The organism is Candidatus Regiella endosymbiont of Tuberolachnus salignus (assembly GCF_964020115.1).
In the GTDB taxonomy this organism is placed as follows: Bacteria; Pseudomonadota; Gammaproteobacteria; order Enterobacterales; family Enterobacteriaceae; genus Regiella; species Regiella insecticola.
This window is the reverse complement of the sequence record NZ_OZ026542.1, coordinates 616,529-640,619: the sequence shown is the minus strand read 5'-3', so window position 1 is coordinate 640,619 and position 24,091 is coordinate 616,529. Positions and strand designations below refer to the sequence as shown.

Below are 24,091 nucleotides of genomic sequence, written 5' to 3'. Positions count from 1 at the left end.
TGCCGCTTTTTTTCATCGATCAGCCGCCGTTTTTAACAAACCTCAGCATCTGTATTAGAAATCAAGAGAATTAAGCAAGATTTTCAACCCAAGGCGATTTTCGTTTATAAACGCTACTCACGATAGCGACCAATTTATGCATAACGGCAACAATAGCCACTTTACCGCACTTTCCCTTGGCACGAAGCCGATGGTAAAAGTCAGCCAGGGGTTTATTCCAGCTTTTATCGTTAATTTACTCGGCGGCATCGTCGCTTACTGCCTTACTCCATCCAAACCTAAATTGGCGCTGCATTCTTCAAATATCGTCACATTATAAAATAATCGGCTTATCCCGAACTTGTATATTGAAATTGCCTGTTAATTTTGATCAACTTAATAGGTGGATAGAGGGGTCGTTCTCCGAACAGGGTGATTAAGCAGCGTACCTCAGTCATGACCCTCTATCCTATTTTGAATAAGCCGGTTCCGAACAGATGTCATGAGGGTTTAAGACGCCTCGAATTACAAGTAGGGAAGAAGCCTATTATTTTTTTCAATTTGATTATACAAAAGGAAAGACCAACATGGGAGACTATATTGGTATTGATGTTGGAAAAGTAACGCTTGATGTGTGCTTTTCAGATAAAGTCACTCCCCTTTCAAACTCGCCTTCATTAATAAAAAAAGGGGTGCAAGAAATCAAAAAAAACAGGGATGTTGAACTCGTGTCAACAGCAATCGAATTTTGACCCACTAACAGGGTAAAAACGGCAATATAAAATTGACCCACTCTGAGTGTTTTTCATTCAAAAATTAGCCTTTTTCTAGATCGGTTATAGGAACAATTCCTGCTGTTTTTTTTCCCTTTAATCGGTAACTGTTACCGCTGATTTGGACGATGTGCGCATGATGCAGTAACCTGTCCAGTAAAGCAGCAGTTAAGGTTTGATCATCTGCAAAGGCTGTTGCCCACTGTGAAAAAGGCAAATTACTGGTCACCATCACGCTCCCTTGTTCATAGCGTTTGGCTATAACGTTGAAAAATAGATTAGCCTCTGCCCGTCCAAATGGGAGATAACCAATTTCATCAATCACGAGCAGCTTTGGCGACAAAATACTCCGTTTCAGGTAAGCCTCCAGCCGTTCCTGTTTCTTTGCTATGCCCAGTTGTAGCATTAACTCTGCTGCGCTGATAAAGCGGACTTTGGTACCCCGCGTAATGGCTTGGTAAGCCAGACTGATGGCGAGATGACTTTTACCGACGCCACTGGGTTCCAGAAGCACAATATTTTCAGCCCGTTCGATAAAAGCCAAACTGGTGAGTTCTTGAAGCTGTTTACGCGGGACCCCCGTGGCGAAGCGGAAATCATAGTCATCAAAATGCTTAATCGCGGGAAGCCCCGCCATTTGCAGTAGCATGTCTCGTGTACGCTGCCTTCTCGCGTTAACTTCAAGCTGCAAAATATCCTCCAGGAATGCGGCGAATGACATTTCCTGACCAGCAGCTCGGTCAGCGATAGCAGACCACTCACGAGCAATAGCCGGCAATTTGAGTGTGTCACAAGCCTGCCCAATACGCTCCATCTGTAAGTTCATGATGCGACTCCGAGTAATTGGTCGTAGACCGATAAGGGATGCTGCAAACTTTCTGTCGGTATGACCTGGTGTCGTGTTAATGCAGGTAACAGGCTGTCTGTAGGAGACTTAACCGGCAGTGGCTGTAAACGTTGGCGTTCTTCCTTCACCAAAGGCATCGCGTTCAATCATGAGGCATTTGGCGTTATCGAACAGGATTTGCTGTGGTACACCACCAAAATAATCCAGCGCCGCTTCAATGCCCCGTAACCAATCTTCTTGTCGCTCATATTGGCTAAACAGAACATACGTTGCCCTGCTATATCCCAGGGTCGCGACAAACGCTTTGAGCTTCTTTTTTCCCCGTCGAAGGGTAGTAAAATCTACCTGCAACTGTTTGCCGGCGGGGGGTTCAAAGCGTTGTACCGGTTCATCCGTTTTGGTTTTAAACTGCCGGATATAATTCCTCAGGATACCTTCTTTTCCCTCATAACCTCGCGCTTGAAGTTCGCGAAATAACACAGTAGCGGGGATCCAGTAAGGTTTGGCTGCTTCAATCCGTTCGAGTAAATAAAACTTAAAGGGGTCCAGTTTTGACAACTGTGCCTCACGCCGGCTGTAACGCGGTGTTTTGGCGATGTTCCGTAAATAACGGCGTACCGTATTACGTGATAGCTGAAGCTGTTTAGCGATGGCTCGAATACCCATCCCTTGCCGATGTAACACGTGAATTTCCACTAGTAACTCCTGAGTCAGCATTTTATTTACACCGCCAATTTCTATGTCAAAAAGGCGACTATTTTTCCTCAGGTGGGTCAATTTTCAATTGTCGTTAGTCGGTCAGTTTTACATTGCTGGTGACACTCGTTCTTTGTGAAGCCACCGGGGGGTATGAACGACCCCTTGTCAAAGCACTGCGCGCCCAACAGGTACCCGTATTGGTTGAGCATGCCAATAAGATTCGCGCTTTTGCTAAAAGTATCTACACGCAGACGTTTGCCCTCTTTTGACGCCGTCACGCGAGCCGGTACCGCAGTAAGCGCAAACTTGCGGCTCATTATCCCTTGTTGGTCAAAGTAAATACGGGTATCGAGAGTCCGAGTGCTTGCACGAATCTCTCCCTTCACCAAGATCACTTTACTCACTGAGGTGGCGGGTTTTTGCTGCTTCAGCCAAGCCATTTGGCGCGGATCGTCCGCGTCAATAAAATAAAGCGTTTGCATAAAGGGCACGAATTCCAGCGGGTTATGCCGCTCACCTTTATGGGCAAAAATGCAACCTTGATGGTCAGCCATATCCTGGCTGACAACAAAAGAGGGATCGACATAATGCGTGCTGTTTTCTTGCGCTACTGTCAGCCCCGTTACCGGTGCAGGCCGCAGGCTATTTTCAATCACGCGCTGTTTAAAGGCCGCCTGCTGTTTGGCCAATTCACCACGCTGCTCCATGTCGTGCAGGCGGTTATAAATGGTCATCAGCATGTCAGGCTCCGCTATCGGATATAAATCCCCCCATGTCCCCAAATCAACCGCCTGGGCGAGGGGCGAACAAACCAGTGTGATCATAACCAGCCATAACGGCTTCATTCGTCACGACCCGTCCGCATACGGCGAGCAATGTCTTGTTGAACCGCTGCGGTAATATCACGCGCACCACTGACCACAGAAGGCGCTACCAGAATGATCGCTCGCTGTGTTTTTCGATATTCAGCCAGGCTGCTGTCCAGTGCTCGATTGAAACGATTCGCCAATTGCTCCGTTTGCGCCGGTGACAAGCGCGTTTTAGCGCTTTGATCCATAAAGCTATCCACGGTCTCCTTCATATCAAAGGTCACAATGACCGGCGATTGCCACTGAATCAGCAACAGCGCAACAGCCGCATTCAGTACCATCATGCAGGCAATCACGATAACCACCGGCTTGACACAACGACGACGACGTTTGCTCCACTTTTTATCTACTTTTTTAGGGAGCATCATTTCAATTGGGGTTACGCTATTGTTGACCATAATTCCAGCGCCTCCATTTCCTCAGGGAAGTTACGTTGTGCCAAGGCATAAACTGCGGTGTGGATATCTACCCCTTTGCGGCGTTGATCACGGATAAATTCAAAATCACGCCCATTCGAGCTGAACATAGCGCGACTGAGGGGATCGACAAACAATCGATGGAATGAACGACTATCATTAATGCGCAGCATAAAAGCGCTAAACCATTGGTCTTTTGCATCACCAAATCGACTGATAACTAAACGTTCCAGTTCACTGAACTGATCCGGGTGGCTTTGGTTATAGGCTTTGAATTCGGCCGCATCTTGTTTCAGCACTAACTTAAAAGCAGAATTCCCCCACGCGGCTTTAGCCGCCGTCGACGCATCATCGGCATCGAAATCCTTGATGTTCTGACTGATAGTAATAAATGAACCCAGATGGCGACGCACGGTACGGTAGCCCGTTTCGATAAAGGCGCCGACTTTGGCATTTTTGAAGTTCAGCAGTTTCCACCCTTCATCAATGGTGCAACATTTTTTCTGATCACGCGGGCTGTGATACATTTTGTCTTCAATATAAATGATCAGCGAAAACATCACCGCCGCCAGCAACGCCGGTTTATCCTGCAAACCGCCCAACTCCAGCACCACCATCCTGGCATCACCGCTCAGAGAAGGCTGATCACTGTTAAAATAATCACCGTAAATACCCTGTGCGCTGTACTTTTCTAACAATTCGATAATTTCGTCCATACGCCCGGTAATACGCTCGGCATTGACGTAATGGGGCGCATTGCGGGCGGTTTTCAGGTAATCGACCACATCATCAATACGGGCAGTTTGTTGCTTACTGTTCCAGGCGCTCATCACGGCTTTTAGCAATAAATCTTCATGTACTTCATCCAGCGTGCCATTCGGACTGGCTAACACCGCCAATTGATCACGAATACGTTCACCAGACTCACTGATATTGCTGATATTGGCAAAGGGGTTAAATTTAAGGGATTGCCCATCCAGGTACACACCACCGACATTTTCGCAAAATGATTTGTAACCGTCCCCCATATCAAATACCCATACGATGCCACCGGAATCCAGTACGCTGCGTAAAATAGGCTGCACCAGACCGGTTTTGCCTGCCCCGGAGGTTCCCGTTACCGCCATGTTGTAATTGGTGTTTCCGAGTCTTTCACCGTAGATATCGAGGAAAGCCAGTTGATTGCGATAAGACGGTGCCAGCAGGCCACGAAAGCACAAACGGTTATCCGCCACGATGGGCAAAAGATTGACCACCTGGGTACTTTCAGCGCGGCAGGTGGCGCCGCTGGCTTTAATGTCTTGCCATAGCCCTTCTCCAGCGACAAAAGGGAACATCGCCAGGTAATTACGCATCTGCATATAACGCGGCGAATACAGACGTAAACCATTTTTTTTAAACGTATTAATGACTTGTTGTTCACACACCAAGGCGGCTTCATCCTCATCGGGGCAGAAGGTCGTGATATTGAAAAAATACCGTACTACGCAGGATTGATTACTGTTCAATCGCTCACGCAACGCTCCCCACTCTTTGGCTTGCCTGCCTACACTGGGAAATAATTTGGCATAGGGGGAATTCGCCTTTTTATCCAGATCGATAAATTTACGCGTGGCTTCATTTTGCGTGTTAACCTGATCTTCTGCTTCCAGGATAAAGGTCATGACGAAGGGACTGGCAATACTCAAGTCAGGGCTGAGCAAATTGCTGATATTGTCGCCGCCTTGCCACAGGAAAAATAAATCAGGGTTGCTCTCCAGCATGAAATTCATGACCCGTGCACAAGATTTTCTCCCTGTGGGTTTATTCAGGGTCAATGACAGATGATCCGGCTTGACGACGATATCGAGACTGCTGTCTACACACTGGCGATTAAGATCATCATAAGTGCTGACATTGATCGGATCCGTGTAAAGCGCATCGGGACGATGATTGACCATCTGGCTAATAATGTTGACAAAATCAGTCTGTGATACGGATTGCGTGCCAATCTTGGCTGAATCCAACGAGGCCCGGATCACTTTCAGCAAGTGGGTCAACGCCATGAGGGTGGCACTGTCTCGTTTTTTCGTTTTTTGGCAATAAGAGAGGTAAAGGCGGTAATCCCGCAGCGTCAGCGGTAAGTGGGTGGGGCTGTTAAAGTGCTGCTGGGCGGCACGGTGATAAAATGCTTGAGTAATACGGTTAAAATGTTCCGCTTGCGTGCCTTGCCAACGGAAATCAGCAATACCGGCGTCAATTTGCTCACCAATGACCTTGCTGGAGACGAAATGGAAGGCAATAGGTGTATGACGCGGTAACTTGCTTTTGACCAAGTCATCCAATACCTGAATGATGTGTTCATTGGCCCCCATCAGCGGCACCGCTTGCAGCATAAAACCGATAGAGGCGTTATTCATATACAAGCCACTCTCCGCGTCGTAGTCACGGTAAGGCAGCAGGCTGCTTAGCTGTGGGTAGTTCATTTCACCTAGGGTTTTATTGGCCTGTGTTGCCCCGTCCGGCGTGTTAAACGCCTGTATCAAACGATTCGCCGCATCAAGTAAACGTTCCATCCTCTTCCCCCTTAATCCATTGCCTGTGGTAACTGCCAGTGAGCAGAGCCGACGACAAACGAAATCTTGCCCGGTTGGTGCAATGCTCCCTCTGCGTCGATCCACGGGGCAATCCAGAGGTGCGCTATCTTCTCTGTGGTACGTTGGGCACGCATTTTTTTCTTGAGATGACAGCGATGTGCTGGACACTGTGGTGCGGCTAAAAGGGGGGAGGCTGTTATTGGAGGTAATACCGTAGCGGTTAACATCTCCGTTTGTTGACGCGATGGTAATACAGCAGGTGCCGCATCAGAAGCCGATGGTGACAGGTTAACCAGGCCAGGCAGGCTGGCCACCGCTTGTTTTCCCTTGCTGGTTTTTTCCTGCTGACGTGCTTTTTGATTGGCTTGCTCCATCGTCATACAACGATCGCGCGTGGTGGCATCACACTCAAAATCACCACTGACCCCCGCACAGCCTGTCAGTAGCAAAATACTGCCCCCCACAGCGAGTAAAAAAAAATGCTTCATGCGTGCTCCTTATTGCCCTGCCGGCGGAATTAAATCGCCCACTTTTAATGTATTTAGTGTAGTGGTCAAGTAAAATCGGACACTTTTTTAAGACACCTTGATTAATGGTATTCGCTCAAACTCCATGGGAGAAAGATATCCCAGTACACTGTGGGGACGTTTACTATTGTAATAAGCCAAATAGTCCAACACACTTAGGTTGGCATCATGGTGCCCCTTCAGCACTTCGTAGTGCAAATATTCATATTTCAGACTGCGGAAGAAGCGCTCTGTGGGGGCATTATCCCAGCACTGGCCTTTTCTACTGTGGCTTGCCTGCATGCCCCTAACCGACAGATGCTGCCCGTATTCACGACAGGTGTACTGACTGCCTCTATCTGAGTGGTGAATTAGCCCCTTATTGGGTTTTCTACGCCAATACGCCATTTGTAGAGCCGCTAAACAGAGCTCAGTCCGCATATGCGCTGCCAGGGTCCAGCCAACTATTTGGCGTGAGTATAAATCCATTACGATAGCGAGATACTGCCAACCCTGATAGGTACGGATGTAGGTGATATCAGTTGTCCACACCTTATTGGGTGTGTTCACGGTAAATTGCCGATCCAGCAGATTGGGGGCAATCGTGTGGTTATGCTGACTGTCTGTTGTCACCCGGTAACGCTTCGGATAACGGGCGATTAATGATAGCGAAGCCATTAAACGACGTGTTTTAAAGCGACCGACCTGAAAGCCTGCCAGATTTAATTTCAGTTTCAACCTGCGTGAACCCAGTGTTTGTTTATGCTCATTAAATATTCTAACCGTCGTCCGCTCCAATGCCATCATGGCTGGAGAGGTTACCTGAGGGGACTTTCTTTTCCATTCATAAAAAGCACTGCGACTGACCTTCATCACACGACATAACAAGCGCACTGGATAGGTCTTCTTTTGCTCACGAATAAACTGAAATCTTATCCGTTTTCTTTCGCAAAGAAGACCGCCGCTTTTTTTAAAATTTCACGCTCCATCAATAAGTTATTGCGCTCTTTGCGCAGGCGAATTAATTCTTCACGCTCGGCCAGACTCAGACTCGCTTGCTCAGAGCCTGCGCGGGATAGGGTTCCCTTTTCAGCTTTGACCCAGCGTCTTATCGCACTTAACGAAACACCCAAACTGGCTGCCGCCTGTTGGCAGGTATATTCTTTTTCCATGACTAAATTTGCGGCGTCTTGTTTAAAATCCAGACTGTATTTCGCTTGCTTAATTTTATTGTTCATTTTTTTCTCCTAGAGACATTTTACTCGCGGTCTTTAGAAGTGTCCGGAAACAGTAGACCATTACATTATGTCTATCTGCTCAGTCTGCTCCGGCGCAGAAACATGGGGGCAAATCATTACCTGGTCAGAGACGCACCAGGCTTGGCTAAACAATTATGTTGATATGTCACAGGGTATCCCGAGTTATAGCACCATTCGCCGTCTCTTTATGCTAATAAAACCTGCTGACTTTCAGTTATTGCTGCGAGGCATCGTAGACAGTCATCACCCCGTCAGGAAACCTGAAGATCACGTCGCTATCGATGGAAAAACTCTTCGAGGCAGTCATTGTCATGCCAAAATCGTCACTGCGATGCAGATGGTGAGTGCTTTTAGCGTCGAAAATCGTCTGACGCTAGGTGAAGTAAAAACCAACAGCAAATCCAATGAAATCACAGCTATTCCTGTACTGCTTGCGCTATTGGAGTTAGAAGGAGCGACCGTGTCAATCGATGCTATCGGATGCAATGACACCGTTATTAACGCCATTCTGGCACAGGATGCGCATTATATTGTCGGTCTAAAAAGAAATCAGCCTTCGCTGTATCAAGCCGTGCTCAACTATGCCAGTGAAAAGGGAAATAAAATTAACAACCTTGTCTCGGACAGTTTCGATGACGGGCATGGCCGGTGTATCAGGCGACGGTATTTCACCTTTGCCCTACCAGATAGCATTTGTGCCAAGGGACCCGCTAAACTGAAAACTTGTGTGGCCGTTGAAAGCATCGTTTCACAGCAGCACAGCCCTAAGGTAAACGCCAACTGGCGTTATTACATTACCGATCATGATGCAAGCCACCCAGGGTTGCCGGGTTATGTCCGTAAACATTGGGAGATTGAAAGTTACCACTGGCTACTAGATGTCCATCTCAATGACGATAACGACAAAAAATACGAAGAGAACTCGGCGGAGAATTTTGCCAGGATGAGGCGCTTTCTTCTGAACCTGGTGAATTCTAAGCCCCAAAAAGGAAAAAAGGAAAGCGTCAGAACCAGGCTGAAGAGGATTAGCTGGGACAGAGAGGCGCTTGTCGAATTACTTTTTGGTTAAATAGTGTTGTTTTTCGTTCAATAATCGGCGCAGCTGGGATTTTTGGTGCCCGAAAAAGGGGCTGTATTACTTGTACAGACGACTAAAACCAACTTATCTAAGCTGTTTATCCATTCACTCCTCAATGCCTCTTTTTGTCTTACTTTATCGGCAGGCTATTAACTGAACAAAAAACATTCATGAAAACGCCCTGATCCTGCCCCCACTTGCAAAAAATAACCAATAAACCTTAATATCAACACTATTAATGCTTAGCAAACCTCTGCATACACTCATCCGACACATTACTAGGCGTTATTGATTGAGTGCATTAGCACAATAATGAGAATGAAAAAGGGGTTTTTAAGTGATAAAAAATGAAAGGCTTGCCTAGACAAGCTTATAACATAACAGCAGCAGCTTAAATAACTTATACCCGATTTGTATTTACAATACAAGCGGGAAACGAGCCTACCTCCGATCTTTTCATGGCGGCCACTTAAGCTTGTTTGATTTCCCGATGATAAACTTCAACAGACCAACGGGCCTCGGTGACAGCACTCATCTGTCCCCGGGAGGGGGTTCTCTTTGTTCGTTGTAACATAATCAATGCGACCGTGTTTGGCCACAAACTTGAAGACGGTTACCCCAGCCATAGCTCCGCAGGTACACTGAAAGCGCTTCTTCTGGAATACCGAGTGAGGCTAATGTTACGTTACAATTGACAATCCGGTTCTTTCTCAGCGTGGTGATCCAAATCCAGTTATGGAACAAATGGCCTTGAGATTACTCAAACTGGAATACCAGGCATCCATTACCACCGCTTCAGGCTCTACACTAAAAACGCCCTTGTCTTTTGAACAGAAACAAGAAAACAAGATTATTTCGAGTATTCGTATGACCGTTGAATACGCCATCACAGGAATCAAGCGACTCGGGTGTATGACTCAATCTTTACGTAATCGCCGACCTTTTATTGACGAGACTTTCATCCTTCCCAGCACTGGCATCTGGAATTTCCATCTCAGAATGGCTTGAAATTCAGTTCATTACCAAAACAGACCGCTTATTTTACTATTAAGCAACAAGTTTTTTATTGCATAGTGAAAAAATAGGCGGCCATTTTAATTGTCGTCTACCGGCCAAAATAATTGATTTTGTCATATGCTATTTACGCTTAATAAATTACTATAAAAACGCTATGTCATATTGATAAATTAGGCTAAAAGATCCAAAGGAGTAAGTTAAGAAAATACTTTGTACAACGCTGTAAATTGGGTAGGATAGAATACAGATCTCCCACATGAGTTTGTATGATTAGTAGGTTTCATCTGTCAATATTGAATTCAGTATTAACATTATTTTTAATAAACAGCTAAAATAATAATTTGTATTTTTATAAAAACAGCTAAGCTCCTTAACTTTTTCTTTAAAATTTAAACTCGTGTCATACATAAAATTCAATCTTAAACAGGATTAATAAGAACCTCCTCTTTAACGAAAAAATATCCACACACACACACACACACACCCTTCGCAAGATTTTATCTTACATGATTCTTTTTAATTTTCAATGCATTAATGTTTAAAATTTTTATGCATTTTCACTTTTTATCCATAAATAGACTTTATTTATAATCTATATAGATTTTTATTTTATAACAATAAATTATGTATATCATGATCTCGAATACACGCTATATTTAGATTCTGTTTTTTCTGGTATATTAGTTCGCAAGAATCTATAATAGACTCTATTTTTTAGATTTTAATCGAGATTAACCATGCCAAAACTTCAGGTTTTTATCAATAAGACTATTTTAGAAAAAATAAACACGATTGTTTTTAATAAACGTAACGATGGAGCAAAAAAACATGAAGTTAATACGTCTAATACAACTTCCATGCTCATAGAGTTAGGTTTAAAAGTCTATGAATTGCAGCAGAGAAAAACGGAAAGTAACTTTAATCAAACAGAGTTGAACAAAGTCATGTTAGAGAATATGGTAAAAACAAATTTTATTTGTCAGAAGTTATTAGGTATGAATTCATTTATGTCTGAAATACAAAAAAATGAAAAATTTAATTTCCAACTAATGGCTAAAACGATACGTAATGATACAGCTGAAGTTGTTAATAAATTATTCCCAACAGATGGAGAAAATACTTAACATGAGTCTTATTGCTATTTTTTCTTTATAAAATATATAAATTTATTAATGAAAGTAATTTTCATTTTAACTATTAAAATTTGGCTAGTAATAATTTAATTTTATAAAAAATATAGACCAAATTAATAAAATATTGATAAATATAAATTTGAATAAGTAGTCTTATTCAGTAAAATCGTAGCAGCGTAGGTTATTTTGCCCTTTTTTTCTCTTTCCTGCCCCAACAGGGCAGTGATAACCGGAAGCAGTCGATTACCACAATGGGGCTAAAAAGCCATAATATCTAGCCATTCTAAAATGTTTATCAGGAATACAGCTGATAAAATGTCAAGTAAATGCCTCTACACGACCCCAGCTAGACTTCAGCGACCATAAACCTCTGTGACCTGTATCATGTGACATATTATTTTTTCTTGAAAAAATAAGTGTGCGCACATAATATGTGTCAATATACTAAATTTAGGACTTACGCAAATAGCATAATAATCGAAGGTTTTTTGAGCTGCTAACAAAGATAATCATCGAGCAACCCCTGCTTAATACGATAAAGCGTTTTGCTTGTACTTCGAGCAATTTGAGCCAATCGAGCCCAGACTAGAAAAGCGCACGCAATATGATTGCGTTGGATCCGAGCATGGCGACATTGGCATTTTTCGAGTCCAGTGAGTTGTTTTGCTTCACGGTGAAACTGCTCAATCTTCCATCGCCAGCCACACACTGGGTGTGTGCCCGAGGTAGGATCCTGAGAAAGGTCGTAAGTGGCGACAAAATCCGTGCGGTGTGTAGACACCACAACCCGGAACACTTGCCCCTTATGCATTTTTGCAAAATCTTTGATCTTGATCGTCTTTCCTTGGGTCAGTTCATCTTCGTTCCAGGCGAGAGGATCCACGTGACGATAAGGATTTACCCCGCCTGAATCATCCACCAAACGATTGTTTTTCAGTGGACAGTAGTCACATCGGTGCAACGATTCGATAAATAGCCTCATCTTCTTAGTGGCGTGCCCTGTATCCATCAACACGGCGGCAAAGGGTAGGCACTTATGCCGTACTACGTTGTTTAGCATATCCTGTACAGGGTCGAGTTTAGATTTGCCATCACCATCAGGAGGGTAAATACGAAAATCAATGACCCAAAATTGTTCCGTGCTGGGATTGACGTACACAATTTACGACGCCGATGCCTTCGATGACGCGGTGTGCGTTACCACTGTATTGACGTTGTACCAATTCAATCTGGTGCGAAAAGTTTTTGTCTAGTACTGTGTCGTCGAACACAACATAGCCGTCTGGAGACAACTCCATATTGTCCCTTACTTGCGTCCACAAAGCGCTCCCAGTTACGTGGTCGTTTCGCAAATAGCGGGTAATCGCATCGTGACTCATGTCTTGCCTGTGATCAGCAAAATTCGTCAAGGTGTAATTTATCTGGCTTACCATCAGATACTGGCAGTAGTTTAAGCGGCTTGGTTTCATTTGTGACACCCTACAGAATCTTTATTCTATTTTAGGTGAAAATTGCGTAAGTCCTAAATTAATGGAGATCAGCCGTGAATATCACTCTTTCTGTAGACAAATAAGTTGCGCAGCGGGCGCGTGACGCAGCTCAAAAAATGGGTAAAAGCCTTAACCAGCTTGTACGTGACTACCTGGAACAGTTAGCAGGTAGCGCCTGCCGTAATCAGCAATGGACACAGTTTGAGGCTCGCTGTTTGCAGTCATCCGCCAAGCTTGATGGTTGGCAATTTAATCGCGACGAAGCCAATGAGCGTTAATCGTATGGCAAATCGCAGCTTTATTGACACCAACATCCTTGTTTACGCTGAGGCCAGTGACGCTCCGGAGAAGCAGAAAGCAGCACTTTCCTTGCTTAAACAGCTTTATGAAGACGCAAGTGGCGTACTTTCCACCCAAGTACTTCAGGAATATTGCAATGTTGCTCTAAAAAACTCAAGCTTTCTCCGCAATACATTAGGGCACAGCTCGATTTATAAGAACAGTTTGAAGTAATTCAAGTGACTCCAGTTATCATTCGTGCCGGAATCGACTTACACCAAACTCGCCGTGTCGCGTTTTACGATGCTATCGTGCTTGCTAGTGCAAAAGTTGCAAGTTGCAGAGTGTTATTTAGCGAAGACATGAACACTGACGAGAAAATTGATGGTATTTCAGATACGCAATTCATTTGTTAACGATGTATAAAAAAAGTAATGACCTTAGGTAGAGTTCCAATTTAGCACTATCGAACAAAATTTAATAGAAGGCTAATGAATGAACCCAAACAATGTCACGATAAACTTTAAGATATAATTTATCTATAGAAAATGAATTGTTCGGTATCCAATATGAAGCATTATCTAAGATTACTTTAACTACTGAACAAACTATTTTCCGTTAAGCCGAGTTTATTCGTAATGATTCTAAGATGATCTGCCGTCAGTTCATGATAATGTCAAACAAATCAGAGATTTTGCTGAGTGGTTGCTAAATGACACTGCCGGTATTCTGGGCGGTGGTTGGGTTTTCTGCCGGATAATTGAAATACTTTTTCACTAATGCCGCTAATACAGCACTCGTTTCTGTATCGAGTTCGCCATCATAGCGGCTTTGACGAAAATGCAGTTGAAAGGCACGGACAAGTTTTTTATAGACAGCTGAATCAGTCGCGGCGCCACTGGTATCATAACCGTATTTTTTAAAACGGATCAACGCGTCAGCCTGAGTTAATGGGGTTGTAGTGAACTGCTCCATATAAGCAGATTTTATTTCCTCATCATACCATGCGCCTACACCCGCATCAAAGAGTGTTTTCCAGGGAAACGCAGCACCAGGGTCACTTTTACGTCCCACCGCAATATCAGCATGACCAACCACGTGAGTGGGAGAGATGTCAGAGTAGCGTTGGAGAATATCCAAGGATAATGTTTTCACTGCCTCTATTTGGCGGTCATTAAAAGGCGGAAAGGTGAATACACCTTGTACATCCGTCGCCTGATTCACTATCTCGATCCCAATCGCGCTATCGTTAAGGTTGGTGCGATTTCCCCAGGTGCTGACGCCGGCATGCCAAGCACGGTTTTTTTCATCCACCAGGTTAAAAATTTGTTGATCCTTAAAACCGGCAGCGATATACGAAGGATCCGTTGGGTCGGGGACAAGATAGTGCGCACTGGCTGCTCCACCCGTTAAGCTGTTTACGGAAGCTGAAAAATTAGCCGCAGTGTAATGCATCACCAGAAAGCGAATGCGGTCATTGTAACCTTTGTCAGGTCTTCTCAATGATCGGTAAGTGTTAAAATTGATATTCATAGTGGTTTACTCATAAGTTATGGCGCTAATGAGCATTAAAAAATGATATGTTGCTTGTGCAGATAATTGAGTAGAAATATGAAGTACAAATTTACTACGCTGAGTTAAATTAGAAAACACGAAGTGTTTCAAGGTTATTCGTTGTTTGATTTTTTTGCTATACCCTCTAAAAGGTCTTGTGGTTCACGTTTTAAGCTCATTCTTTCAACGGACACGGCTGCTCTTTCGATTTCAATTAATGAATTCAATTCATTTTAAAATGCTTCTTTATTTTTCTCTAAAATATTAATTAAAGCCTGCTGAAATAAAATCCAATAGTATGTTCATTCAATCCTTTAGAGAATAGTTTTTATATTTTATCGTCACGGGTTCTTTAAATAACAGATTTTTCAATAAATCTCTAGTCATGATCACTTCTTTACCTCCTTCCTGATCATGAGGAAATTGAAGGGCATAATTAAAGTCACTGAGTGTGTGTATCAGTGGCTCATTTGGATAAAGATTCAAATATTCTTTCATTAGATTTGCTTTTGCTCTCCCGGTGATATCTCCAGATCCATACTCATTATTTTCCATAATAAGAAGAGGGATGTTTTTTTTCACTGTTGCAACTTGTAGGTAAACTGTTCCAGTTCCTTCCGAGTCCTCCAGATATTCCGCACCGTACCCTTTAGCTATTTCCTTATCGAGCGCAAAATATTGACCAACCCAATCCCTATCGCCTTTCTTTGGTTTGTCTTTAGCCAATCCTCGGATATTGTTGATGTCTCCTTGAAGTGCCTTATCAACACTATAATCTTCAAATCTTGTACATTTATACAATATTGTGCCTTCTTTGAGAAATTCAGTCTGTTTAATTTTAACCTCAAGTGGATCATCGTTATTTTTCACAGTTACTGATTTCGGATTTTTTCCTGTTACGCATTGTACTGCCTGAGATTCTTTTGTGACTTTCTTGAATGGACATGGCGCAGTAGCGTCATATTTTCGCTGAATTGCTTTTTCCCCCCACTGTGTTGCTTCTTTTTCCAAAGCAGGATTATCATTAACAGAAATACCATTTTTCATCTGTAGTGTCGGTTTCACTCTCCCTTGCTTTTGTTGCACCACATGCCAGGCCTCATGCGGCAAATGCCGTTCTTGTCCAGCCCCTAGATAGATGTGCTCTGCTTGCGCATAGGCTAATGCCTGGAGTTGTGCAGGTTTTTCCGAGTGATAATGTACCTGCACCTCACTCAAATCGATGCCGGAGAGGGATTCCATATTGGTTTTCAGTGGCTCCGGTAAACGCGTGTTGTTGGTGGTTTGCGTGTCTCGGCTCGGCTGTTGGCGCAATAACTGTACAACAGCACGATTACCTATCAGGCTTTGTGCCGCTAATACGTTCTGTGGGTTCCGCTGGAATTGCAAGGGAATAGTGGGATGAAATGCAGGGGAAGAGGCATGCTGCATTCGATTGGCTGCTCGTGGGAAGCGCGGCTGTTTATGCGCAGTCGCCTGTTGAAAAGTTTTATGTTCATTCGTTGCCATAATGTGCTCCTTCCGATAAGGATTGCATGGTTAGGAAAATCGTTTGTTTATCTGTGTCAAGTCGGATTAGTAGGCCATGTTATGTTACGCTTTTGTTTCTCGCTCGCCTGATGCGAGACCACTTTCACCACGGGGATGTTTTCTATCGGGGCGTGTGCATGTAGAGGAGCGGTTACCGTGTAATGCAGTACTGCTCTGGGGTGCCCGCCCATGGCACTCCAAAACTCGGCCATATTGTGTGAATGGCCAGGTTGTGCGACAAAGGCGCGCGGCAGAGGATGCGCCGCTAACTGCCCTTTTAATCGTGCAGCAGGCCAGATGGGATGGCGTAATAAGGCATGAAGCACACGGCTTAGCATGTCATGCTGGTCTTTATCCGGCGCCGTCTCACTACCGTTGCTGCCCCAGGCCGTAATCAGATACGAATAATCGATAGAAACCGGTGAACGGATGACGGAGGTGGTGTCAACCCCCGCCGTTTTTTGCTGGGCAAAAGGCTCACTCACCCTTAACGCCAGATTTTCTCGAATATCATAAAGAAAGATAGCAATCAGTGGCGGGGTGATTTTTTGAAAAAAGCGTGTATCAGGCGCGGCAAAGACAACGTTAATCCCTGAATCTTTCAACGCGAGTTCTTGCTCGAGTAAGGCAGCGAGTGTGTCATTGAGGTCATTTATCATAGGGAAGCCCATTGTTCTGGATGGATGATTTTGCCTATTTTTTTAAACTCACCTTGCGCCGCTGCTTTAATATGGGTCAGGGTCACCTGAGCGCCTTTTGGTGTGGAGGGAGTACTGGCGGCTTTAAACGCGGCCGCCAAGGCGATATTTTTAATATGACCGCCCACAATCTCAAGGGTCGCCAAGGTAGAGAAATTAATGTCGGTGCTAAGGGGGGTTTCTTTGGGCCAAATCCCTTGCCAAATCTGCAGGCGTTCCTCGGCAGTCGGAAAAGGAAAATCGATACAAAATTGCAACCGGCGCACAAAGGCCTCATCGATGTTATGTTTGAAATTGGTGGCTAAAATAACGATCCCCGGGTAGTCCTCGATTTTTTGTAAGAGATAGCTGGTCTCCCTATTCGCATAGCGGTCATGGGCGTTTTGCACCTCACTACGCTTGCCAAATAACGCGTCCGCTTCATCAAAAAAGAGGATCCCCTGGTGGGCTTCGGCTTCTAGAAAGAGTTGCTCTAAATTTTTTTCGGTTTCACCAATGTACTTGCTGACTATCGAGGAGAGATCAATTTTATACAGTGTTAATTTCAAGCGAGCGGCGACAACTTCGGCCGCCAGGGTTTTGCCTGTTCCCGGGGGGCCGGAAAATAACGCGCTTAATCCTTTCCCACGTGTGAGCTGACGAGCAAATCCCCAATGTTCATACACGGTGGTGGCGTACTGAACATGATGGAGCAATTCATCAAGTTGTTGCCGGCAAGACAGAGGTAAGATTATCTCGGGACACTGGACACTGGGTTGACAAGGACGTGCCAAGGTTGAAAGTGCCTGTGTGGTTTGTAACTTGCAGGCATGAAAGACGTCATCGATGCTGAGATCACGGGGATTATCCCCGTGGCTAACTTGTTTAGCCAGCTGTGCGGCTGAAAAAATTTGGCGAGGCGAAAAGCGAAAGCGCGTCGCTACGTCTATGACCGTGTTTTGATCAAGGTGGGGTAACGCGCGTTGCCATAAGTCCTGCCTTTGCAGTGTGGTTAAGGGCGGCAGGCTTATCGTCAGTATTCTCTTCTCGGGGACCCTCGTTTGTGCCCAGGGCCAGTTGGCCTCACCGTCCATAAAGACAAGCCCACGATACGCCTTAGAAGCCGCCATGATTGGCTGGCGCCAGTCTTGTTGATCAGCCTGCAAGACTGATGGCATGCCACGCCAGTAAATCGCGGCATTGTGCAAATAGGCTTCACGTAAGATCAATGCTACTCGCTCCTGCGATTGACTTTTTATCAATGCCGGTAAATCAACCACCACTAGCGTTATCTTTAACGCATGGCACAGGGCTTGCGCCAGCGTTCGTTTACCCGCGCCAGTGCCCCCTTGCAAATAAATCACTGCCTGCGCAAGCTCAGCACGGTGCTGTGTGAGCAGGTTATCGAGGCGATCACGCAAGGCATCGGGCAATATTAACGCCGATAAGGATTTATCGGGTGTCATAATCGACACTATTGTGCTGAGCGCCGCCGGTAAATCTTCTTGCCCTAGCAGAAAGTGAGTGATCCGCTCACTGATATTGACCGGTCGGCTGAGAGAAGACGCCCCGTTTTGCTCGTTGATTTCAATCAGTGCGTAACGCCTCAGCGTTGCAGTAGGGGAAAGCCACCGTCTTATAGCCCCTTTTTCGCTCCAACTTTGGCTTAATAGGTTTAAAATCAGATCCATCGTGGGTCGTTTTTGATTAACATCATCGTGCAGATAAGCGAAAAATACCGCGTAGCGGGCATCCCATTCTACCGTCAAACAGATAAGTAAAATGTCAATCTCCTGAGGTGTTAACTGAAAGCGTTGCTGCAAAGCGATTAACTGTAGCGAGATCTGATTTTTAATACTCTGCTCAACCGCCTGGTCAATCGCCTGGCGTTCATGAGCGAATTGACTCAAAGGAGAATCGATGTCGGCATACGCTGTATGCCAAAAAGGCAGCCCCACAGTGTCATTAAGTAACGCCTGCGCTTCTTGGGCCGTCACTTGCAAACCGGGGTAGGGATTATCATGCGTTTGTGTTGTGATTGCTTGTTTTACATAAGCTTTTATCAAAGCGTCCATGCGCTTAAGCTCGGTGAGCAAATGCTCAAACGAGCTTGAAAAGAATGAGAGGGGCATTTTTACCAATCCACTTGTATAGGTTTGTCAAGCCAGGGTAATTGAATGAGGTTGATAGGCCAGGTGATCCCTTTCATCAACACATCGTGGGACGTACGCTCTATTTGTAATTGCCAGTGATAGGGGTGATTTCGTATCACCCCCTGGCGCATAAGAAAATGCTGAATCAAATAGGAGTTTGATAGGTGCGTCATCACCGGCCATTGGGTTTTGACCTGCGCAAAGAGCTGATCACATGCCGCCTGCTCCGCGACATTGACTTCAATGGTGCGCTCAATCGGTACTTGTAAATTCAGACCACAAAGGAGTTTATTAAACGTCAAGGTTTCTTCAAAGCATATCGACTGTGAGGTCATCAGGTATTGTAATAGCAACGCGGCTCGCCGCGCTGCAAGGTGATCAATAAAGTGATCTCCTTGCAGTAAGTGCGCCGTGGTGAAAAAGGGTTTTAAATAAATCCCTAAAAGCGCTAGCCCTGCATTATCAACGTAAATATCTTCATGTTGATCTATATCCGCTTCTCTTGCCAGTAAAAGTGATTGGCTTATTGTTTTAGTGAGCATTAACGCCGCTTGATGTGCTTGCTGCTGTTTTTTTAGCACCACAGAGAGCGTATTGATCATCGCAGTGACAGGTTGCAAGGACGGTGTACTCAAAATAAGGTTGGCAACGTCGTGCTTAGCCGCTTTCACTGTAGCGGTTTGCCCCGTCAATGTTAATAGTGCTTGGTATTGCCGATATAAGCGTCCATAGTGTTTACGCAACTTTGTCACTTTCTCTTTTAAATCATTTAACGACGCTTTCTCGCTGTGAGGGATCAACGAGGCTATCTGACTCTTTTGGCATTGCTCAGATTGACCGATTCCACAATCGGCGACTGTTATCGACGGGGTTGGCCGTGTTCCCTGTAACAGGCGTTCATGCTGAACCTTGTCAACGCGTTTACTCGACGTGGATTGGTGTTCGGCTTTCGTGATTTCTTGCTGTAATCGGCTTAATAATTGCCTTAACAGCGGGATAAGCGTCGCGATTTTACCCTCTTGATGCCTGAGTGTGACTTGATTTGACACATTTGGCTTTATCTGTTCCATGATGCTACGAATAAAAACGTGATGTTTTCGCATGAGTGAAAAAGTGTCAAGTTCCTTCAGCGTTTGTTGCAACGTCACCAGGCGGTGATAAGGCAGATGCGCCAACGTTTCAGATGAAGGGATCCCTAATTGAGGGATTATTTTGTTTAAATACGCCCTAAAGCGATTGAGTTCCACTTCTCGCGTCTGAGGATGTTCAGAAAATCTTTTTTTATTCGCCATGATGATGTCGACAAGGCGATCCACCTTGCTTATCAGCCCTGTTTGGCGAGCAATATCAAGCATTGGCGTGTGAGTATAAGAGAGAGATGGTTGCTTGTTTTTGGCTGTACAAAAAGCTCTCAGTATTTGTAATTGGGTGAGCAGTTGTTCATAAATAGCCTCATTTATAAAAGCGTTTACATCATTTTTTTCCCGTGTTGATGGACTGCCATGCTGCTCAGGTAACAGTATCGGCCAGGGGTCGGCAATTTTTTCTTGCGCCTTGAGCGTGGTGAACAGCCTCACCAAAAGGTAATGATAATTGAGCTGACAATGGGTGGCCAGGTGTAGCAGGACGTGCTTATAAAAAGCTGTCTTATCGATTTTTACACGGCTCATCATCTCACTGGTGATTAATATGGCTTGCCAATAAGCGCTTCTTAATGCCATGGCAGCAAACTGTTCTCGGGTAAAAGCACGGTGTAAAGGGGCACTGATTTGTTGACACCACAGCTCCACATGATCGTTTTGGGCTAATAGTCGACTGAGGGCTAATAGCTGATCATCAGAACACTGTGCAATGAGGCGCTGTAAAGTGGCGGCTTGCGCGAGATAGTGACATAATTTTTCTCTAAGCCGTGCGGGGGTACGGTCAATTAACCGAAGCAAGCATTGAGTCAGTGCCACGGTGTCTTTGGAAACCCACCAAGGTCGCGTGCCCGTTTTAATAAAATAATCTAACGTACGGAGCGCTTGTGCATTTTCATCGCGCTTCATGATCGCCGCTGGCCTAAAGTTCTGTAATTGCTCAGCTAATGCCTGGGAAAAGGCCGTAGCGATCTGCTCAATAACCTGTTGTGGCTCAGCAGGTAATGTAATGACCCCTAAATCCAGTTCCACTTTATCCAGTGAATACCACTGATTAGCTTCAATCTGCTCATCACAAATCTTTGCCAAGATCGGCGGCAGCTGTACGCGTGCCCATTGACTGAGGGTATTTTTTATCGCCCAGCTTGGCTGCTGTGAGGACAAGTGCACTATCCAGGTTTGGCATTGTATAAGGTGCGTTGGCATCGTCTGTAGACTGCTACGTTAGCGCTTTGCCCATGCGAAGCAATGCCAGTAATTGCACCGATTCTTGCCAAGCAGAGGTAGGATCGGTGGCCATTTTCGTTAACCACGCCTGATAGACTTCTTCAAATGCGCACATAGCCTTGTAATTAAACCAATGCACATAAATCACCAGGTGGGCAGGCACTTCATTGATTAAGACGTCACAGAGCAATTTTTTAAAATTTTTCTCTTTAAATCGTTTTGACGCAGCAGGAAAAATAAAACTCAGTTGTAATGAATAAGGATCTTTCCCATGAATGTCCATCGCCCATTGAGCTTGATTCGCCTCTTCTGCGACAAAAGGCTTTTCAATACAAAAGTAATCCTTGTCCTTCCATTTTATTTCATAATTCCCTTTATAATGACCGGTGTCAGAAACCGTGATGTGATCGCCTTTTTGTAAACCGTGATCGGAGGCATGACAAAAAGTGCTGTTAGGAAACGTCCATTTGCCTTGATTCACCTCTTCCGCGACAAAGGGCTTTTCAATATGAAAGGAATCCTTGGCGGTCCATTTTATTTCATAGCGCCCGTTATAATGCGTGGTATTAGAAATCGTGATGTGATCACCTGCTTGTAAATCATGATCGGGAACGTGACAGACAGTTCTGTTAGGCGCTGATTTCGAAAAACGAGCAATGCGTGTAGGCGCTAAAGTGCTGTTAGGAAACGTCCATTTGCCTTGATTCGCCTCTTCCGCGACAAAGGGTTTTTCAATATGAAAAGAATCCTTGGCGGTCCATTTTATTTCATAGCGCCCGTTATAATGCGTGGTATTAGAAATCGTGATGTGATCACCTGCTTGTAAATCATGATCGGGAACGTGACAGACAGTTCTGTTAGGCGCTGATTTCGAAAAACGAGCAATGCGTGTAGGCGCTGATTCCGAAAAATTAACAATCGGTGAACCCAAAAATGCCCAATAGGGCTCAGTGGACGGCGTTGATCGGGGTCTTAGCAGCACATGTTCAACGAGGTGAAATCCTTCATCGTTAATCGTGGCGGTATTCACCGCTTGTATACCTAATAATCCGCAGAGACGCCTTTTGAGGCCAGCAATATTGTCCGTATCCCCCCTTTTTTGGGTATAGTTAAAGGCGCTGCCACGGGCGGCACTCATTTGCGGGTAGGCTTGCAGAAAAGCGAGTTTGTCCTCGAGATGAAACCCCTGCCAAGGCGCTTTATTTTCGCCAAGAGAAATCACCGGCTTACGCTGCTGTTGTTTGTCATATAACAACAGAGCGTCATCGATAAATTGCTCCCCAAAGCGGGCCATTAAATGATTTAACAATTTATTTTCACGTGTTATCTTCGTGTCAACATTTTCTATGGCTTGCTGTAAATGCGTTTTGTGATCGGGATTCAGTACACTGTCGAGTTCCGGCACATCGGTGACGGACTGGGTAAAATACGTCTGAATCGACCGAGGCGCGGTATCTCCTATTATAGGGGGACAAAATAGCTCTCTAATGTGTGCTAATTGCGCAAGATAATTGGCCAGCAATTGATCAAAGAAAAGTAAATACGCTTTGAGTTGTTTGGCTTGAATTTTACGCGTTGGGGAGACAGAATCGGGCAGCCCTAATGATCCTATACCGTAGTTGGGGGGGAGATCATGTTGTATCGATACATAGTCGCCGAGGTGTCGATAGTGACCGCGGGGCAGTGGAATATCTTGTAGCGGCTGCTTTTTTTTATCGAATGCCTCGCGCTCCTTCACGTTTTTGAGATGTGCTTTAGCCGCCTCTATATTGATTTGACAAAGGATACCCTGGCGCTCAAATTGTAGATCGCTTTCGAGCAGTTGTTGCAACGGTTTCAATTTCGGTGTGTAATTCAGGTCTAGTTCTAACACCCAGGGTTGGTGAAATCCGCTCTTTTGACTGCTTTCCAGCGCAATTTTTTTCACCGACTGCACACCATCCATATCGAGAATAATATGAATAAAGTCGGAGCTACGCAGCGTGGTTTTACGATCAAATCCTTCCAGCTCAGTCTCATCAATAAAACCGTTGGCTAAAGGAGGTCCTTCAAAAATCGTGTCAATCGGCCTATTTTCCTGGCGCCGGGCACTCAGTGAATGAAAAGAGAGAGTAGGTGCAATCGCCTGACTTAATTGCCAGTAGATATGCGCCGCTAAGCGATCAAGATCCACATCATCGGCCACCACGATGTGTAATTTTACGGTAATTTCTTCAAAGGGCAGCAGAATGGGATCGGCAAAATCCTCGGCGATCTGGCGGTATTGGTGTAATCGCGCTTTCACTGTCTTCATCAGCGCTTGTTCTTTTTTGCCATCGGAAACCGTGTCGTCCTTGGCGATATACACTTGGTATATACCGCGTAGGGGCAGCGGTTTTGCCGTTTCCGTGGCTTGATTCAAGCGTAAGCAATTGGATTGGGCTTCATAATAAATGGGCACCAAAGACGCGGGATTTTTTTCAATCCATGCGTTTCTGACGCCAGGAATATCGATTAACAATTTGCGATAGTCGTTGAGCGTCACAGGATGAGAAGTCAGAATATCACGTGCCGTAAACAAAGGGGCACGGCTTATGTTTGACGGGTTGCTTCCGTGGGTGGGTAATACGGCCAACAAATCTTTCATCTCAAACGATAAGCGATAACTCACATCGGTGATGGCGTAACATAAACACTCCAATAGCGTGATACCGGGATCATGTGTGTTATGGTCAGTCCACAGTTCACCGGCTAAGCGTTGAATATGCTCAATACCCGTTTTGCGCAGAAAGGCATAATCCATGCCAAGCGGGGTTGGCGTTGTGGGTGGCGCTGTCGTGGCCATGGCATCATTGTTTATCATACTGTTTGCTCTGTATTTTACTGTTAAGTCGCATTCGGTTGTGTTTTA

General features: G+C 45.0%; 18 protein-coding genes and 6 pseudogenes. 7 read left to right on the top strand and 17 right to left on the bottom strand.

Features of this window, described 5'->3' with window-relative positions; genetic code table 11:
• Positions 1-70: 70 nt before the first annotated feature.
• Positions 71-208, bottom strand: a pseudogene (locus tag AACL30_RS03240) (IS110 family transposase); the annotation flags it as partial.
• Between the two features lie 15 nt (positions 209-223).
• Between AACL30_RS03240 and AACL30_RS16315 the strand changes: the two are divergent.
• Together AACL30_RS16315 and AACL30_RS03235 are read left to right on the top strand one after the other, a co-directional pair.
• A pseudogene (locus AACL30_RS16315) lies at positions 224-319 on the top strand (IS982 family transposase); the annotation flags it as partial.
• A 247-nt stretch (positions 320-566) separates the two neighbouring features.
• Positions 567-731, top strand: a complete 165-nt coding sequence (locus AACL30_RS03235; protein WP_339057798.1) for a hypothetical protein — start codon at positions 567-569, stop codon at positions 729-731.
• A gap of 64 nt (positions 732-795) precedes the next feature.
• Here AACL30_RS03235 and istB read toward each other — a convergent pair whose 3' ends face one another.
• From istB to AACL30_RS03195, 8 genes and pseudogenes are all read right to left on the bottom strand, one after another.
• Positions 796-1,578, bottom strand: a complete 783-nt coding sequence (istB, locus tag AACL30_RS03230; protein ID WP_339057797.1) for an IS21-like element helper ATPase IstB — start codon at positions 1,576-1,578, stop codon at positions 796-798.
• A 138-nt stretch (positions 1,579-1,716) separates the two neighbouring features.
• A pseudogene (gene istA / locus AACL30_RS03225) lies at positions 1,717-2,316 on the bottom strand (IS21 family transposase); the annotation flags it as partial.
• Positions 2,317-2,528: 212 nt separating this feature from the next.
• Positions 2,529-3,143 (bottom strand): annotated as a pseudogene (traW, locus tag AACL30_RS03220) (type-F conjugative transfer system protein TraW); the annotation flags it as partial.
• Positions 3,140-3,565 (bottom strand): type-F conjugative transfer system protein TrbI, encoded by a 426-nt coding sequence (trbI, locus tag AACL30_RS03215; protein WP_339057796.1) that lies wholly within the window; start codon positions 3,563-3,565, stop codon positions 3,140-3,142. The gene trbI and the pseudogene traW, both read right to left, overlap by 4 nt.
• A complete protein-coding gene (traC, locus tag AACL30_RS03210) occupies positions 3,547-6,138 on the bottom strand; it encodes a type IV secretion system protein TraC (RefSeq protein WP_339057795.1) in 2,592 nt (863 codons plus the stop codon). The genes trbI and traC overlap by 19 nt, the downstream gene beginning before the upstream one ends.
• 11 nt (positions 6,139-6,149) lie before the next feature.
• On the bottom strand, positions 6,150-6,647 hold the full coding sequence (gene traV / locus AACL30_RS03205) for a type IV conjugative transfer system lipoprotein TraV (protein WP_339057794.1): 498 nt from the start codon (positions 6,645-6,647) through the stop codon (positions 6,150-6,152).
• An 87-nt stretch (positions 6,648-6,734) separates the two neighbouring features.
• Complete coding sequence (locus AACL30_RS03200; protein ID WP_339058385.1) at positions 6,735-7,586, bottom strand: IS3 family transposase; 852 nt, start codon at positions 7,584-7,586, stop codon at positions 6,735-6,737.
• An 11-nt stretch (positions 7,587-7,597) separates the two neighbouring features.
• On the bottom strand, positions 7,598-7,903 hold the full coding sequence (locus tag AACL30_RS03195) for a transposase (RefSeq protein WP_339057793.1): 306 nt from the start codon (positions 7,901-7,903) through the stop codon (positions 7,598-7,600).
• Between the two features lie 67 nt (positions 7,904-7,970).
• On the opposite strand from AACL30_RS03195, the gene AACL30_RS03190 reads away from it, so the two are divergent.
• The 3 genes from AACL30_RS03190 (at position 7,971) to traM (ending at position 11,143) form a co-directional block, all read left to right on the top strand.
• Positions 7,971-8,993, top strand: coding sequence for an ISAs1 family transposase (locus tag AACL30_RS03190; RefSeq protein ID WP_339057792.1), 1,023 nt, complete (start codon positions 7,971-7,973; stop codon positions 8,991-8,993).
• A gap of 744 nt (positions 8,994-9,737) precedes the next feature.
• Positions 9,738-10,010: a hypothetical protein gene (locus AACL30_RS03185; protein ID WP_339057791.1), complete on the top strand. Its 273-nt coding sequence runs from the start codon at positions 9,738-9,740 to the stop codon at positions 10,008-10,010.
• 746 nt (positions 10,011-10,756) lie between these two features.
• A complete protein-coding gene (traM, locus tag AACL30_RS03180; protein ID WP_072550583.1) occupies positions 10,757-11,143 on the top strand; it encodes a conjugal transfer relaxosome DNA-binding protein TraM in 387 nt (128 codons plus the stop codon).
• A 173-nt stretch (positions 11,144-11,316) separates the two neighbouring features.
• Here the strand turns inward: traM and AACL30_RS16310 are convergent.
• Both AACL30_RS16310 and AACL30_RS03175 read right to left on the bottom strand, forming a co-directional pair.
• A pseudogene (locus AACL30_RS16310) lies at positions 11,317-11,467 on the bottom strand (IS91 family transposase); the annotation flags it as partial.
• Between the two features lie 181 nt (positions 11,468-11,648).
• Positions 11,649-12,621: pseudogene (locus tag AACL30_RS03175) on the bottom strand (IS701 family transposase).
• Between the two features lie 137 nt (positions 12,622-12,758).
• Between AACL30_RS03175 and AACL30_RS03170 the strand changes: the two are divergent.
• Together AACL30_RS03170 and AACL30_RS03165 are read left to right on the top strand one after the other, a co-directional pair.
• Positions 12,759-12,920 (top strand): MerR family transcriptional regulator, encoded by a 162-nt coding sequence (locus tag AACL30_RS03170; protein ID WP_339057789.1) that lies wholly within the window; start codon positions 12,759-12,761, stop codon positions 12,918-12,920.
• Positions 12,921-12,924: 4 nt separating this feature from the next.
• Positions 12,925-13,155 carry a hypothetical protein gene (locus tag AACL30_RS03165; RefSeq protein ID WP_339057788.1) on the top strand — a complete coding sequence of 77 codons (231 nt, stop codon included), beginning with the start codon at positions 12,925-12,927 and terminating at the stop codon, positions 13,153-13,155.
• 474 nt (positions 13,156-13,629) lie between these two features.
• Here AACL30_RS03165 and AACL30_RS03160 read toward each other — a convergent pair whose 3' ends face one another.
• The 6 genes from AACL30_RS03160 to AACL30_RS03135 all read right to left on the bottom strand — a co-directional run bounded on the left by AACL30_RS03160 (position 13,630) and on the right by AACL30_RS03135 (position 24,043).
• A complete protein-coding gene (locus AACL30_RS03160) occupies positions 13,630-14,454 on the bottom strand; it encodes an N-acetylmuramoyl-L-alanine amidase (RefSeq protein ID WP_339057787.1) in 825 nt (274 codons plus the stop codon).
• 327 nt (positions 14,455-14,781) lie between these two features.
• Positions 14,782-15,984: a DUF4157 domain-containing protein gene (locus tag AACL30_RS03155; RefSeq protein WP_339057786.1), complete on the bottom strand. Its 1,203-nt coding sequence runs from the start codon at positions 15,982-15,984 to the stop codon at positions 14,782-14,784.
• 56 nt (positions 15,985-16,040) lie between these two features.
• Positions 16,041-16,664 (bottom strand): DUF4255 domain-containing protein, encoded by a 624-nt coding sequence (locus AACL30_RS03150; RefSeq protein ID WP_339057785.1) that lies wholly within the window; start codon positions 16,662-16,664, stop codon positions 16,041-16,043.
• On the bottom strand, positions 16,661-18,814 hold the full coding sequence (locus AACL30_RS03145; RefSeq protein ID WP_422389569.1) for an AAA family ATPase: 2,154 nt from the start codon (positions 18,812-18,814) through the stop codon (positions 16,661-16,663). The genes AACL30_RS03150 and AACL30_RS03145 overlap by 4 nt, the downstream gene beginning before the upstream one ends.
• Before the next feature lie 2 nt (positions 18,815-18,816).
• Positions 18,817-21,180 (bottom strand): contractile injection system tape measure protein, encoded by a 2,364-nt coding sequence (locus AACL30_RS03140; protein ID WP_339057783.1) that lies wholly within the window; start codon positions 21,178-21,180, stop codon positions 18,817-18,819.
• A gap of 13 nt (positions 21,181-21,193) precedes the next feature.
• The gene (locus tag AACL30_RS03135) at positions 21,194-24,043 is read right to left on the bottom strand and encodes a hypothetical protein (RefSeq protein ID WP_339057782.1); all 2,850 of its coding nucleotides are present in this window, start codon (positions 24,041-24,043) and stop codon (positions 21,194-21,196) included.
• Positions 24,044-24,091 lie beyond the last annotated feature (48 nt).